The sequence below is a fragment of the Gracilibacillus ureilyticus genome, assembly GCF_900111195.1.
In the GTDB taxonomy this organism is placed as follows: domain Bacteria; phylum Bacillota; class Bacilli; order Bacillales; family Amphibacillaceae; genus Gracilibacillus; species Gracilibacillus ureilyticus.
In genome coordinates, this window is the sequence record NZ_FOGL01000016.1 from 67,293 (window position 1) to 83,153 (window position 15,861).

Annotated in this window: 8 protein-coding genes; 4 read left to right on the plus strand and 4 right to left on the minus strand. The window is 40.4% G+C overall.

Annotated features, from left to right (window positions below; genetic code table 11):
* Positions 1-624 precede the first annotated feature (624 nt).
* On the plus strand, positions 625-1,794 hold the full coding sequence (locus BMW36_RS14925; RefSeq protein ID WP_089742537.1) for a cation:proton antiporter: 1,170 nt from the start codon (positions 625-627) through the stop codon (positions 1,792-1,794).
* A 61-nt stretch (positions 1,795-1,855) separates the two neighbouring features.
* Here the strand turns inward: BMW36_RS14925 and BMW36_RS14930 are convergent, their stop codons facing one another.
* Positions 1,856-3,313 carry an extracellular solute-binding protein gene (locus BMW36_RS14930; RefSeq protein WP_089742619.1) on the minus strand — a complete coding sequence of 486 codons (1,458 nt, stop codon included), beginning with the start codon at positions 3,311-3,313 and terminating at the stop codon, positions 1,856-1,858.
* A 391-nt stretch (positions 3,314-3,704) separates the two neighbouring features.
* Here BMW36_RS14930 and BMW36_RS14935 point away from each other — a divergent pair, with 391 nt between their 5' ends.
* The 3 genes from BMW36_RS14935 to BMW36_RS14945 all read left to right on the plus strand — a co-directional run bounded on the left by BMW36_RS14935 (position 3,705) and on the right by BMW36_RS14945 (position 9,628).
* Positions 3,705-5,975, plus strand: a complete 2,271-nt coding sequence (locus BMW36_RS14935) for a helix-turn-helix domain-containing protein (RefSeq protein WP_089742539.1) — start codon at positions 3,705-3,707, stop codon at positions 5,973-5,975.
* Between the two features lie 131 nt (positions 5,976-6,106).
* A complete protein-coding gene (locus BMW36_RS14940) occupies positions 6,107-7,633 on the plus strand; it encodes an extracellular solute-binding protein (protein ID WP_089742541.1) in 1,527 nt (508 codons plus the stop codon).
* Positions 7,634-7,648: 15 nt separating this feature from the next.
* Positions 7,649-9,628 (plus strand): SGNH/GDSL hydrolase family protein, encoded by a 1,980-nt coding sequence (locus BMW36_RS14945; protein WP_089742544.1) that lies wholly within the window; start codon positions 7,649-7,651, stop codon positions 9,626-9,628.
* Between the two features lie 28 nt (positions 9,629-9,656).
* Here the strand turns inward: BMW36_RS14945 and BMW36_RS14950 are convergent, their stop codons facing one another.
* The 3 genes from BMW36_RS14950 to BMW36_RS14960 form a co-directional block, all read right to left on the minus strand.
* Complete coding sequence (locus BMW36_RS14950; RefSeq protein ID WP_089742546.1) at positions 9,657-10,667, minus strand: Rpn family recombination-promoting nuclease/putative transposase; 1,011 nt, start codon at positions 10,665-10,667, stop codon at positions 9,657-9,659.
* Between the two features lie 153 nt (positions 10,668-10,820).
* On the minus strand, positions 10,821-13,982 hold the full coding sequence (locus BMW36_RS14955) for a DEAD/DEAH box helicase (protein WP_089742548.1): 3,162 nt from the start codon (positions 13,980-13,982) through the stop codon (positions 10,821-10,823).
* Positions 13,983-14,137: 155 nt separating this feature from the next.
* A complete protein-coding gene (locus tag BMW36_RS14960; RefSeq protein ID WP_089742550.1) occupies positions 14,138-15,715 on the minus strand; it encodes a Na+/H+ antiporter in 1,578 nt (525 codons plus the stop codon).
* Positions 15,716-15,861 lie beyond the last annotated feature (146 nt).

The window sequence follows — 15,861 nt, forward strand, 5'->3', positions numbered from 1 at the left end:
AGATTTCGTCCTGATCGAAGAATCACAACCAAATCTCTCCCTCTCACTCCTGAGATTTCGTCCTGATTGAAGAGTCACAACCAAATCTCTCCCTCTCAATCTTGAGATTTCGTCCTGATCGACGAATCACAACCAAATCTCCCGCTCTCTCTCCTGAGATTTCGTCCTGATGATGAGATCACTCCAAATCTCCCCCTCTCACTCCAAAGATTTCGTCCTGATTGAAGTATCACAACCAAATCTTCCGCTCTCTCTCCAAAGATTTCGTCCTGATCGACGAATCACAACCAAATCTTCCGCTCTCACTCCCGAGATTTCGTCCTGATGGCGAGATCACAACCAAATCTCCACCTCTCACTCCAAAGATTTCGTCCTGATCGAAGGATCACAACCAAATCTCCCGCTCTCTCTCCAAAGATTTTGTCCTGATCGAAGAATCACAACCAAATCTTCCGCTCTCACTCCGGAGATTTCGTCCTGATCGACGAATCACAACCAAATCTCCACCTCTCGCTCCGTAGATTTCGTCCTGATCTCCCTATATTACCAATACCCGCTCGTTCCCCTCCGTCAATGTTTCCACCTATTAAAATTGGGAATACTTACTACATAGGTGGTGAGAAAATGTCTATTGAACTTATTATCATTTTACTGACGATTGGCTACATAATTTTTACGATTGATAAAAAGAAGGATGACTTCCCTGTCCCTGCAATATTAGTAGTGCTTGGCGTGGGGCTTGCTTTCATTCCTTATTTTGATTCAGCACGATTGACAGAGAATACGATTTATCATGTCTTTTTGCCGGCATTATTATTTGTATCTGCCTATCAGTTTCCAATAAAAGATTTTCGGAAAAGTGCCAGCATCATCGTCTCCCTTGCGACGGTAGGGATTGTTTTAAATGTGCTTATACTTGGCTACCTGATTTCAATTATATCTCCAATTGGGTTACTCGAGGCTTCTATTGCTGCTGCAATACTGACGCCTACTGATCCAGTGTCGGTTGTTTCTATTATTAAAAAAGCGACAGGGAATGAGGAAATTGCCAGCATAGTTGAAGGGGAGTCAATGTTAAATGACGGGACGAGTATTGTGCTATTTACCACTTTATTGTCAATGGCGACCCGTGAGAAGGGATTTTCTTTCTTCTCATTTTCCGGGGAATTTCTGCTCGTTTCCATTGGCGGTGTTCTGATTGGTCTTGCTGCTGGTTTTTTAGTAAGCAAAATTGTCCACTATTCGCATGACAGGAATTACCAGATTATGCTCAGTATTATTTTGGCATACGGGTCCTTCCTGATTGCAGAAGCTGTCGGTGTTTCCGGTGTGCTTGCAACAGTAGCAAGCGGCATGATGATCTCGTATGAATATGGGCGTGCAGAGAAGGAAGATCACTTTCGAAAATCACTAGATGGATTCTGGGAGATTGCTGAACATAGTTTACTCGCGATTTTGTTTTTAGTAATCGGGATTGAAATGACCGAATATTTAAAATTAGATTACTGGCTGTATGCCGCTATCATCTTCGTTTTCATGATTTTTGTCCGGTTTATTACTATTTACGGAATAACGAAGGTCGTCCACTCCCTTTCCTGGCGTTATAACTTCTTATTGTCCTGGGCAGGGCTTAAAGGATCCATGTCTGTATTTTTAGTATTAACATTGTTCGCTAAAAGTGCCAGCGGAATTCAGAGTGAATGGATCGTCGGTGTCAGCTTTACGGTAATATTATTATCCCTGACAATACAGAGTCTGACAATCGCACCGATATCAAGGTCGCTGCTGAAGTAATAAAACAAAAACTCCCCAGTAAAGTGAAGGGCCGCCACATTCTGGCGCCCCTTCCCATCCATTATTTCATCTCTTGCCATGATGCATTGTATTCTTCAATAATTGCATCCCCGCCAAGTGAACGCCATTCTTCAACAGCTGTTTCAAATCCTGTTTTATCAATCTGGCCTATCATGTACTGATAGGTTGCATCTGTGATCAACTGCTGCAGGCGGGCACCGTCCCTTATCTGGGTTTGGGAATAAAGCGGGATGGTTGGATCATCGATTAAATAATTCTCATTGTCTTTTATTAATTCTGCTGATTTGGCCACAACCTCAAGCTCCCTTAAAAGTTCATAGCTTCCTCTCGTTTCCGCTTCACCGATCAGTATGGACAGATATGGTTTTACCTCCCTGTCTGTTAATTCTTTATTGTTAACAGGCAAGGCCTTTCCATCAACAACTTCATAATGCTCCCCTTCTATCCCCCAATTAGCAAGATTGGACAGTTCCGGTGTCATCATCTTATCAAAAAAAGCGAGAATTTGTTTTAATTCTTCTTCTGATTCAACCGAACGTTTCGGGAACATGAGTGCACTACCGTAGCCGGGTACTGACCAGATTCCAAACTCTCCATCCGGCCCTTTAATCTGGTTCTGAACATCGAACTCCACACCGGAATTTATTGTGGCTGCATCTGTATATAATCCGCCCACATCGCCTATTGCACCGACATACATCCCTGCAGTGCCATTTTTCAAAAATTCCTGCTGATCTGTTTTACTAGTCACAGGGAAATCCTGATTGATGTATCCATTTTCAAACATTGTCTTAAAAAAATCCATTGTTTGCATATACTCATCAAACATGAATTCCGGTAACAGCTGTCCATCTTTCTCTCCCCAGTTATTCGGCGTGCCGAACCATGAGGAAACAGTCTTGAACGCACCGTAAATTAAGTCGCTCCGATCTGCCACTCCAAATGTATCATCAACGCCATTCTGATCTGGGTCATCTTCTGTAAATGCTCTTGCCATTTCCAGAAAATCACCAGTAGTTTTCGGTGCCTCCAATCCGAGGTTATCTGCCCAGTCTTTCCGGTAGATTAATCCTTGTCTTGACAGTGGAACCCCTTGATATAAAGCATATAATTTCCCATTTACTTTTGTGTTTTCCAAAATATTATCTTTTAATTTCGATAGATTTTCGAATTCGTCTAAATATGGGCCGATCTCCCAAAACTGTCCGTCTTCCATTGCATCACGAAATTGGTTAAAAATTGCCTGGTTTCCGAAAAACACAGCATCTGGAAGGGTATTTGTTGCAAAAGCAGTACTCAGCCGATCCTGGTAACTCGTGTTCGGCACCCATTGAATATCTAATTTAACATTCGCAGCTTTTTCCATTTCTTTGAGAACTTTTTCGTTCGGTGCCTCTGGGGCATGAAGTGTTGCCATAATCGAGAACTCAAATGTTTCCTCAGAAGATGCTTGTCCCTCCTGATTACTGTTTGCTCCAGTTGGGCTGCATGCTGTCATGACAAGGAACAGGAAGATTACCCCCGTTAAATAAACCTGCCATTTTCTCAATTCATCACCCTCTTCATTTTTTTCTCTCCTTTTTCTATCCTATACGCAGGAAAAGTATCTTGTATATAATCAATTTTTCACTATTCAGTAATCCCTCTTGTAATTATCCTTTTTATAATCATTACAGCCATCCTCCCAAAACTTGCGAGAAAATGATTATCCCCCCTGTCAATGGCGCAACAGTCCTGCTCTTCCTTCACAGTTAATAGTGGATAATGATCATTTTTATGTAAGCGGTTTATTTTTTGCTGTTTACGAAAATGTGTTTTGCCGGTATTCTTATTTTAACTAATTACCTCCAAAGAAAACTGAATTATCTATGACAAGGAAGTATAAAATCATGAAATTTTCGGAAAATCATTTTTTTAAACTCATTGCGTTTCTAATTATTCTGAGCACCCTTCCTGTAATGATCACCGGAAGTCTCTCTTTCTGGCAATCTTCTAAAGCAATGGTGAACCTCTCCAATGAAGAAAAGCTGCAGAATATTTATCAGGTAAGAACAAATGTGGAGAAATCCTTACAGTATATCGATTTTTCGATAACTAATTTTGTCCGCTCGAGCCAGACACAGCAACTTCTCAGTCAAAATATTGCTGTACCCGACTTCACCGATTATCATCAGCTGCGCCGGGACCTGATTCAGCTGCAGACGATGGATACAGGGATAGAAGATATCGTGGTTGCAAGCTTTGAGCATAATTGGCTGATGAGCAATAATGGGATTGAAAAATTGGATTATCAGACATATGAACAAATCAAGAAAAGTTACATGCATCTAGAAGGAAGGTCAAGCTGGATTTTGGAAAAGGCAGAAATGATCAAATTTCCGACAGATATCAGAAACACCTGTCCCCAATATATAAATTTAGTTAAAATGCTGCCATTATTCTCCGGTGAGCAAAATGGATTAGTCAGTGTTTTCATTCCGACTTGTGAAATAACCGATATTATTTCAGAAAAAAATACGGGGGATTCGTTTCTGATCATTGATAACGATAAGCAGATTATCGCGAATACGAGTCCGGAAACTTCGATAACATTGGATTTCGATAAGTTAGATATGACAGAAAAAAGCGGACAGACAGAATATCTTTTTAACGGGACAGACTATAAACTTATCTATGAAAAATCAGAGTATACGGGCTGGACCTATCTCTCCTTAGTAAAATTAAGCACACTAAAACAGAAATCTGCCAGCATCGGATGGATTACATTACTGATTGTAAGCATTCTAACCATTCTGTCCTTTCTTTTTGCGATTATTAGTACACGAGTTTTATATAAACCGATTAATCATCTGAAAACATCAATCATCAACTACCATGACAGCAAATCACCTTTGACAGGCACCAATGAGTTTCAACTGATCGAATCACATATTCATAATCTCTCCCTTAAAAATACGCAATTGGAAAAAAGGGCGCAGAGTCAGATACTGCCATTAAAGCAATTATTCATGATTCGTTTAATACAGGGACAAGTAACAGAGGATGAAATACCAGTGAAGCTGAAGCAGTTTCACTACCCGGAAGTGTGGGGCTGGCTGACCATCTTCTCGCTGAAAATTGATCAGACAGAGCATGACAGGTTTAAAGAAGATGAGACAGATTTAGTTCTCTTTGCGATAAATAATATTATTGAGGATATTATCCCGCCGACAGACAGATTTACACCATTTATACTCGATGATATCCAGTCAACTGTGATTATTTCCAGGCAGGAACAGAACAGCAGATACACCCGCCACATTAACCAAAAGGCTGAATTCATCCAGAAAGAGGTCTTTAGACTGCTTAACATTCACATAAGTATTGGCATCAGTGAGCGTTTTAAGAAATTACGAAAGGCAGAATCTGCTTATAAAGAAAGTAAGGAGGCATTAAAATACCGCTTGAAACTAAATAAGTCAGCCATTATTTTTTATGAAAATTTAAACAGAAATTATTCTACCATCGCACCTTTTCCTAATCATATTAAGAAAAATATCTTTGATGCGATCAAAATAAGCGATAAAGCCAAAGTAACCGAGGAAATCGAGGCACTGTTTGAATATATTACCAAGCATGTCATCCATCCCGGTCAGATCGAAACAATGCTCTCAAGGTTTTTATATGAACTGTATGAATTAAAAGAGGTGTTAGGCATCCATCTGGATCAGCTGGAAAACGCAAAAATGATTACACATTTTAAGAACCTAGCCACACTTAGAGAGATGGAGGACTGGCTGATTTTTGAGATCACATTGCCGCTTATTGAGAAAATTGAAGAAAAAGATACGAATAAGTATAAGAAGATTTCTGATCAGGTAATTGAATTAATTCACAACAATTATACTAGCGAGATTTCTCTCGATGCCATTGCAGCTAAACTTCATTATAATGTGAGTTATCTGAGCGGAGTTTTTCAAAAGGAGACTGGCTCTTCTTTCTCTGAATATTTACTTCAGTACAGACTGGATAAAGCAAAAACACTGTTAAGAACGACAGATAAATCTGTGAAACAAATTGCTGAGGAACTAAGATACAAAAATTCCCAGAATTTCATCCGCTCATTTAAAAAAATGGAAGGGATGACACCAGGCAACTACCGTTTAGCGAATAAAGGATAATCTTTCACCCAATGAAATGATTATAAATAGGAGCATAACAGCCGAAAGACAAGCCGGCAAGAATTATCAACTAATGATTATTTACGTAATCCTCTATTTTCCTTACGATTTAGCTATAGGAGGGATACAAAATGAAAAGAAATTATTGGAATCACCAACTTGCAGGAGGTTTACTGGCATTATTATTATTATGTTTTCTGCTAACTGCCTGCAATAATGAAAACGCTTCAAACAGCAAGGAAGAGGGTACAGAAAGTGAGGTGTTTGAATTTTCCATGATGGCGAATTTACACACACCAGAAGTGCCTGATGAGAAGATATTAAAGCTTATTGAAGAAAATACCAGCACAAAAACTGATATTCAATGGGTCCCTGACAACAACTATGAAGACAGGCTGAGTACAGCATTTGCTACAAATACGTTGCCTGATGCGATCTTTTTGAAGAATCAAAATACATTTTCCCAATATAAAGAAGCGATCAGGGACGGACAGTTCTGGGAAATCGGTCAATACTTGGACGAATTTGAAAATCTGCAGAAATTAAAAGTTCCGATATTGGATAATACCCGCATCAACGGAGAGTTATATTCGCTCTATCAAGGAAGGCCATTATCACGTCAGGGGCTGATTTACCGGAAAGACTGGGCAGATAACCTCAGTCTGGCAGCACCGGCAACAACAGAGGAATTTATGGAAATGGCGAGAGCTTTTACAGAAGACGACCCTGATGGCAATGGAAAAGATGATACATTTGGAGTGACAGATCGGGGAGATCTCGTTTATGGTGCCTTTAAAACGGTGTCCTCATGGTTTGGTACACCGAATAACTGGGGAGAAAAGGACGGGCAGCTCCTGCCTGAGTTCATGTTCGATGAGTACAAGGAAACGATGAATTTCTTTAAAGAACTACATGAGAATGGATATATTAATCAGGATTTCCCTGTTGCCAGCAGTAATGACCAGATTGAGTTTATGAAAAATGGCTCTGCCGGGTTATTTGTAGGGAATATGGAATATGTCGGAACATTACATCAGGATGCCGTCGCTATTAACCCGGAAACGGAATATGGTGTGATCAATAATATTAAGGGTCCTGACGGAGAGTTCGGAGTCTGGGCGATTCCCGGTTACGGAAACCTCGTACTTTTCCCGAAAAGCTCTGTTCAGTCGGAAGAAGAACTAAAGAAGATTCTGGCCTTCTTCGACAAAATGATGACACCTGAAAATGCTAATTTAATTTCCTGGGGAATAGAAGGTGAGCATTATGAAGTGGTAGACGGAAAAGCACTGCCTGTCGATAATCAAAGTTTAACAGAAAGAGAAGTAAAGCCATATTCTTCGATCGAAATTGGTGAACCTGATACGAATGGCAGATATGAAGCACTTATCGAGTATGAAACAAAGGCTGAAGCCGTCGAACTGGTTAAAGAGAATGAGAACCATTTAATTGTCGATCCAACGATAACACTTGATTCAGAAACTGCGACAATGGAAGGAAACCGACTGCAATCTATTATCACAGATGCCACTTATCAGTATATATTAGGGCAAATTGATGAAGCAGGCTTTGATGCCGCAATAGAAAAGTGGAAATCCGAAGGCGGTAATGACATCATCGAAGAATACAACGCATCATATAAGAGTCATTCCAAATAGATTAGGAGAGAAAAAATGTTTGCAAAAGAACTCCAGTTTAATTTTACCAGTCAGCCAAAAGCTGATTATATCTCTATCAACAAAGGTGGACATGAAGATATTCCCATTTATAGTGAACAAGCGGGTTATGGCTTTGTTAATTTAACGGGTGCCTTCCCGCCCAGAATTGTTCATACAAAAAGGATCCAGGCAACAGACAATGGTTATACCATTTCGGAACCATACTTTTCCGGTCATATCTCGGAGAATCCTGATGATTATAACCATTTCGGCTTAGCCTTTCGAGTAAAAACACCGCCTGGAGGATATCAAATAAGAATAAAAACAACCTGCCCGACTTCTGATGCACTTATATCCATATCTGGAATGCGTCCAAACTTTCCAGACAGCAATGATTACTGGGATGCCGCAAAACTCATTCCAGTGAAAAATTTTACAAAAATTACGGAAGATGAGTGGAGTTTTCCCTATGCCAACGGGCGTGATTATATCGATATTGAAGTAGAGCCAAAAGGTAAAAACATATCTGTCGGTTTGAAGGAAATAATCATTACGCCAATACCGCTTAACGAACGGAGTCAAGACGAGAGTCCATCCGTATTTTTACTTGGTGACTCCACCGTTAAATCCTATATTTTTGAAGAGGCCCCAATGCATGGGTGGGGCCAGGTTTTCCATCGTTTATTTAATACAGATAAAGTGAACATCATTAATTATTCGATGGGTGGCAGATCATTTAAAAATGCATATAGCGAAGGCAGACTAAACGATATTTTATTAACCGGAAAAGCGGGCGATTATATTTTTATTCAATTTGGCCATAACGATGAGAGAACAGATGAAGGCGATCGGTTCGGAAGAGGTTCCACCGAAAATATGTACAGATCCTATATAAAAAATCTATACATTCCCGCTATCCGCTCTCGCGGTCTCATTCCGGTTTTTGTCACACCAATGTCCCGGATTGACAGCAGTTTAATGGAAGGCCGCTATTATAACTCATTTGTAAACAGAAAGTTCCCGGAAATATTGAAGGGAATGGGAATGGAATTAAATATTCCGGTAATTGATCTAAATACAAAGAGTCTCGATTATTATAATGAAATCGGTGTAAAGGCAACGAAGGCTCTGTTCATGTCGATCGAAGCAGGCGAGAGTCCCGGAAAAACGAATGATGGCACCTATGCCAATGGCCATCCGTCCAACAAGATCGATGGCACCCATTTTAAAGAGGCACTTGCACACCAGTTTGCCCGCATCATCGTTACAGAGATTACCCGGTTAAAAAAGGAAGGGAATCAGGTGGCAGCAGAAATTGAGGGCTTTCTGAAGAGTTCTGTGAAGAAAGCAATCGAAACAGATAACTGGGAAGATATTTTTTCCCAATGTTGCAAAGATACGCTGACTGGGGATAACGCCTATTACAGAAACCAGATTGAGAAATTAGTGCAATTAAAGGTCATGCAAAAAGAGGAAGATGGTAACTTTTATCCAGATGTTCCTATGAGGACAGTGGAATTCCGCCTTGCTTTAGAAACGCTGTTAAAAGTGAAATTGGATGAGATGACAACATTTAATGAAGAGCATTTAACCAGAGAAATGATGGCTGTTATATTATATGATGCCTACTGTCTTAAATTTGGCAGCCAAAAGCCTAAATATATGACTGACTATAATGATACCAGCAATCATGAGGAAAACAGTGAAAATATGAAAACTTATTATCCAGTCACGCCTTTTAAAAAACTGACTGATGCTCACCAAATTTCAACTGCTTTATTTACTAAAGTAAGGGGAGCCTATGAACTTGGATTAGTGCGAACCGAGAAAGGGATTGTCAGAGGGCGAATCTCCAATGGAACGTCCTTCGAACCAGGAGAGGTTGTCACACGTGCCAAAGCAGCAAAAGCACTCTATTTTATCTGGGTATTAAGTAATCCAATTAATGTAGAAAATGATTTATCGGAAATAGATGAAGCGCTCATCCACCAATAACAAAGAAAGAACAGGTCCTCCTGTTCTTTCACTTCACTAATTTATATATTTCTTCCATATTATCTGCTTCTGTAGCTTGATCTATAATCTGATTTAATGTTTCTTCGTCTTGTTTATATAACTTCTTTTCCAGAGCTGGGGGTACTGCATCTACATGTTTGTTTATCAATTTAACAGCCACTTCAACTAATGTTGTAATTTTTGCTTCCTCTATTCCTTCTGCTTTCCCTTCTTTTCTACCTTCCTCTCGAAGCATATCGGCTATGGACATGGATAGTTCGCTCCTTTCCGGAAAATGATTTTCTATATAATGTATCATATCATGAAAGTGCTGATTTGTAAGCTTACGATCGACGTTCCATACATATCGAATCATTGTCTCTAAGTACTGGGTAACACTATCCTGATCTTCTAGTTGAGTAAGGTAGCTTAGTGAACGGGTAACCGATTGGATTAATTCATCATCTGTTTTTATCATTATATCCCGAAAAAGTGTTAGTATTATTTTTAATTGTACTGCCCCTCGAATATCCTCATCTTTTAATTTAGACACATCACATAGAACATATTCAAAATTAGGTACATATTGCTTAACTTCCTTTGGCAGAGATTCAAATCCCTCCAACAATTCACCGAAACTTCGAGGGATGTGCCAGTTCTTCTCCCCATGAAAAAGTACTAGAGGTAAGATAACTGGCAGATCACCAGAACCCTTTGATGCGTTGCTTTTTCGCCAGATTGCGATCATATACTGCAATAATTGGAAGGCTGTATTCCTGCTCGGATAACTTTTATGTTCTAACAATAAATAAATATAACCTTCCCTGTCGTTCAACTTCAGTTTGAATAACAAATCAGAAAAGAACTCATCCAGTGAATTGGAAATGAAACTATCTTTTTGTGGCTCAATACTTTCATAATCCATTATCTTTGCGATACTCTCTGGTGCATAGTATTTAATAAAATCCTTAAACACATCCACATTAGAAAAAGTTTCCTTGAAAAACTTATCATGTGGATTTTTCATTTTCAATTGCATCAACTTCTTTCATTTAAGTTTGATGCCTTTAAGAGATTGTATATTCTTAAATAAGAATAACACAGTTCCCTCCCACAAGCAAGAACGTACGTTCCGGTTGAGATCTAAAAATGAAAAATCAAAACGGCAGAATCTTACAGAACCGCTACCTCTCTATATCATCAATATCTCCTTAATATCCTCCTCACTCATACTCTTAGAAGTGTTCGCTTTATCCCCGATTATCTCCTCAACTAAGTCCCTCTTCTTTTCTTGTAATTGATTAATTTTTTCCTCAATTGTACCGCGGCTGATCAGCTTGATTACTTCCACCGATTTTGTCTGTCCCATCCGGTGGGCACGGTCTGCTGCCTGTTCTTCCACAGCAGGATTCCACCAAAGATCATATAGAATCACGGTATCGGCACCGGTTAAATTCAGACCTGTACCGCCTGCTTTTAGGGAAATAAGAAACAGATCCCGCTCCCCTTCATTAAATCGATCACATAATTGCACCCGTTCTTCTGATGGTGTCTGCCCATCGAGATAGAAAAATGGCAGTCCCTGATAGGCTAATTCACGTCCAATCAGTTCCAGCATTTTTGTAAACTGGGAAAAAATCAGTACCCTTCTGCCAGACAATCTTGATTCCTCGACAAGCTGCATTAATTGCTCAAATTTTGCTGAGCTTCCTTTATAACCATCGACAAACAATCCAGGGTGACAGCAAATTTGCCGTAATCGTGTTAAGCCTGCGAGTATTTTGATTTTATTTTTCCGGAGTGTGTCTTTATCAAGGTGCTTCAGTGTCTCTTGTTTTAATTTGGCGAGATAGGCTGCATATAACTTCTTCTGATCTGGCAGCAACTCGATAGATTCGGTTGATTCTATTTTTTCCGGCAGCTCTTCCAACACATCCTCTTTCAGCCTGCGGAGCAGAAATGGCCGGATTCTTCGGGAAACTTTGTCCCTTGTCAGATTACTGAACTCTTTCATTCCAAGTAAAAGTTCAGGGAAAACGACATGAAAAATGGACCAGAGCTCTTCCAGTGAATTCTCGACAGGTGTACCGGTCAGAGCAAATTTGTGGCCTGCCTGAATTTTTTTTACCGCTTTGGCCGTTTGGGTGTAAGGGTTCTTGAATGCCTGGGCCTCGTCAAAAAATGCGGTGTGGAATGATTGCTTATGGTACCACTGGATATCCTTCAACAGCAGCGGATAGGAAGTAATCAGTACATCACTATTCATCGCATCCTTCTGTTTAAGAATGCGGTCCGATTTTTTCCCGTCGATAATGATTGCCCTTAATTCCGGTGAGTATTTGTTCACCTCACTCAACCAGTTATAGGTTAAAGATGATGGGCATACAACGAGTGCTGGCAGCTTTTTTTCACGGATTGCCGGTAGCTCCGATAACATGTAGGCAATGCTTTGCAATGTTTTGCCTAACCCCATATCATCTGCCAAAACTCCGCCAAATCCATAATCAGCAATTGTTTTCATCCAGCGGTAGCCACGTTTTTGGTAATCCCTCATAATCGCGTATAAGCTATCAGGCACCTCAAACGCCGATTCATCCGGATGTTCGATTTTTTTCAAAAACTGCCGGAATGAGTTTTCTATCTGAAATATATCCTGATCCTCCACAGTGTCAAGAAGTTTCAGCCCCTTGACTACAGGGACTTCAAAGCCCTTTTCCAAATCTCCATCCTGGACAGGTACGGCATTCAGAAATCTTCTTATTTCATCGAATTCGCTTGTCTCCAGTGACAAAAGGGACCCGTTACGCAGACGGTAGTATTTCCGCTTTTCCTCAAGTGCCTGCAACAGTTCACGGATATGCTTTTCATGAATGCCGTCAAATTCAAACTTGAATTCAAGCCAGTTTGTCCGTTCCTTTTTAAAAGCGACCCTGATTTTCGGACGGGCATTTGCTCTAAAGACCCGGTTTCTAACAGCAGTTGTAGCATATATCTGGACAAGCGGCTCCAGCTTCGGAATGATATGGTGCAAAAACTCATATTCCAGCTCTTCATTATGCAAGAAATATCCGCCTTCTGTTTGAGTAAACGAGCTTTCATCCATTAGTTTCAGAATTTCTTTTTCCTTCTCTTCATCCCTGATGATTGGCAGTTTATCATGTGGTTCACTATTCTCTAATGGATTGATCATCACATTTTCATAATGGAATTCCAATCCTGCAAGCAGACGGTTTTTTACCCGGTCAAGGTAAAGCTTGGCAACTAATGGCGTTTTGTCGTACTGCTTCCTTATAGCTCCCGATAAACGGACATTTCCTAACTTCCGCAATCCCGGGACAACCTTCTCCATAAAAAAGTCCATTTGCTCATTTGGGATGGGAATCTGGTTCGTTCCTGATCTATCCAGCAGCTGTTTTAAATTCACGAGCTGTTCGTTCTGCTCTGCTCCTGTCTGGATCAGTTTTCCCTCATAAAGAACGAGGCGGTAGGGATCCATGACAAACAACCGGGTAAAGCCGTATATCTTCAGCTGATAGTCTGCCCCTTCCGCTTCAGAAAAAGTAAACTGCAAAGGGAGCCGCTCTTCAGATAATTGAAGACCCTCATAGGTGTTTCCGTCATATTCCAGCTTCACGAGTGGTGCTTTTGCCAGTAAAGGGATGAGCGTGTTACCGGAAGATGGCGGAATCAGCAAAAGATGAGGTGTTGTATTTTGGTCAGAGTCATGCTTTATCTTAGTAAGCTGTTGAAGAACTGCATCTGTTTCTGCAGGAAAACAGTGAAGTTTCGTGTCATAAGTAAAGGAACCTGATAATGGGACAGGTGTGCCATTTTTTATTTTTTCAAGAAAATCGCCAATGTTTTCTACTCTGATCGGTCCGATATTTATTTGCACCCCAAGCAAGTACTGACCCTTCTCTGTCATAACCGGCTTACATGTGAAGATTAAATTAAGGACCTGGCGATTTTCGAAGTGAGACTGATGGCCGCTCGGGCGGGCAGGGTTCCTGTTAAAAATAGACACAAGACCTTGTGTCAGATGGTATTTTTCTGATGCAACAGGAACTGTCCCATTGCGCTTATGTTCATTAAGGGCGATTAAAACTGCCGCAATATGCTGACAATCATTTTTAAAGGAAGGCAAAGTGGTACAAGTGCATGCTGTCTCGATCCCGCCTTCCCCACTTTTTACAGTGACATGAAACTCTTCTGCCCCCGCTACAGTTGCCTCACAGCTCCTTGCTGTGTAGTGGTGAAATGTTACTTTATCCGCATCATAAAAGGCTTTTCCCTTCTTGAAGGAGACCGTTCCACACCTGTCTTTGATGATCTTCTGATTTATTTGTATGTCCAATGTGCTCCCGCCCCCTTCATCCGTTCTGTATGTTCTCCTTACATGATTATAATATAAGGGAGAATGAATACAAAGGAACAAGCCTTTACCATCGTATGGGCAAATGGGGTTTTTTACATACTGCTGCAAGGGAATTATATCACCCCACCTTCTTCCTAATGTCCTTCCTCCAGTTCTACGATCTTGTTTGTAATCAGGTCTTTCTCTTTTTCTGCTACTTCCCTTGAGATAATCTCCTCTCTTAGCAGATGATCGATTGCTTCGTACTGGGCATATAGCGAATGCTTCAATAAAGCCACTTCCTGTTTTTCTCTCAGTTCTGGATGTTTCTCGAAAAGCTCGTCTATTTCTTTGTGCAGTTCCGCCCGTTGTTCTTCGTATTCATCGGTAATTTCCCTTGAAACTACTTCTGTTACGAATAATCTCTTTCTTACCTTCAGAATTTCCTGAATGCCTGTTTCCATTCTGTGGGCACGTGCCATGATTGCTTCATATTCCTGATGGCTTGCTTCTTTTTTATTCACACCCAGCCATGAGATAAGCGGTTTGATCGACAGGCCCTGTACGACAAGGGAAAACAAGACAACACTAAATGCCAGAAGCAGAATTTCTTCGCGTCCTTCAAAGTCCCTCGGAAGGCTTAAAACAAGGGCAATGGATAAAGAGCCCTTTAGTCCACCCCAGTTCAGGATATGTTTCCAGGAAAGCGGGATATTTTTTATAAAGAAAAGACTGCTGTACACTGCAAAACTTCTGGCAATAAGCACAATAATAATGGCAATAAAAATTAGCCCCCAGTTTTCTGCCACATCAATTCTCGTGATTTCCAATCCTACCATTAAGAAGACGAGGGAGTTGGCAAGCAATGTTGCAACATCCCAAAAATTGTTAATGTTTAATTTGGTTGCAGGGCTCATCCCGGTTTTCGAACCATAATTCCCAAATATAAGTGCTGCCACCACAACGGCAATTACCCCTGATGCATGGAAGCTTTCCGCGAGTAAAAAGGAGCCATAAAAGAGAATCATACTAAAAATAATTTCTAGCGGATAGTCATCAAAGTATCTTGTTAATCGGGAAAATCCGTAGCCCATTAATCCGCCGATAATCAGACCTAGTGAAATGACTTTTACAAATTCCCACACTCCATAACCTGCGCCCAGCAGCCCGAGATCCATATAGGAGATGAGTGAGAATGCTGATATATTGAATAAAACAACTGCTAATCCATCATTAAACAAGCTTTCCCCTTCAATAACAGTAGCAAGTCTTTTTTTCACCCCAACGCTTTTAAATATAGATAGAACACTAACAGGATCTGTGGCACTCATAAGGGCTGCAAAAACAAATGCAGCCGGAATCGTGAATTCCAATAACCAGACTGAAGAGAAGCCGATGATAATAAAAGATAGAAATGTCCCGCCAAATGCCAGAGCAAGAATCGGCTTTTTGTTTTCGTTTAAATGGGAAAAGGGAAGCTTCAACGCCGCTTCCCCCAGCAGCGCGGGAAGGAACAGCGTAATAATAACGAAATTAAAAACTTCCCCTTCTGTAATAAAATCCTTCAATGGTTCCAGTACAGGAATATTAACAAGACCAATAATGGCTCCGACAATGACCAGTGCAATCGGATAAGGCTGTTTGAACTTTTTGGCAATTGCTGTAATACCAGCTGCAATCATAACGAGAATAAGTGCAAGTTGAAAAATATGATGTAAATCCATTTCATGCATGATTGATCCTCCCTTACTTTTTTTGTAACAATACTAATCATTTTCCCCAAATGAGTGAAAAGAAAAACATATCACACAGCCCTTGCAGGAAGTATTTGTTTTAATAAAATCAGCACAAGGGTATATGTACTGTGGATTATACTTAA

Bases quoted from the DNA above. Each gene is read 5' to 3' on its own strand.
- BMW36_RS14925 (WP_089742537.1), top strand. From the start codon at position 625: ATGTCTATTGAACTTATTATCATTTTACTGACGATTGGCTACATAATT.
- BMW36_RS14930 (WP_089742619.1), bottom strand. From the start codon at position 3,313: ATGACAGCATGCAGCCCAACTGGAGCAAACAGTAATCAGGAGGGACAA.
- BMW36_RS14935 (WP_089742539.1), top strand. From the start codon at position 3,705: ATGAAATTTTCGGAAAATCATTTTTTTAAACTCATTGCGTTTCTAATT.
- BMW36_RS14940 (WP_089742541.1), top strand. From the start codon at position 6,107: ATGAAAAGAAATTATTGGAATCACCAACTTGCAGGAGGTTTACTGGCA.
- BMW36_RS14945 (WP_089742544.1), top strand. From the start codon at position 7,649: ATGTTTGCAAAAGAACTCCAGTTTAATTTTACCAGTCAGCCAAAAGCT.
- BMW36_RS14950 (WP_089742546.1), bottom strand. From the start codon at position 10,667: ATGCAATTGAAAATGAAAAATCCACATGATAAGTTTTTCAAGGAAACT.
- BMW36_RS14960 (WP_089742550.1), bottom strand. From the start codon at position 15,715: ATGCATGAAATGGATTTACATCATATTTTTCAACTTGCACTTATTCTC.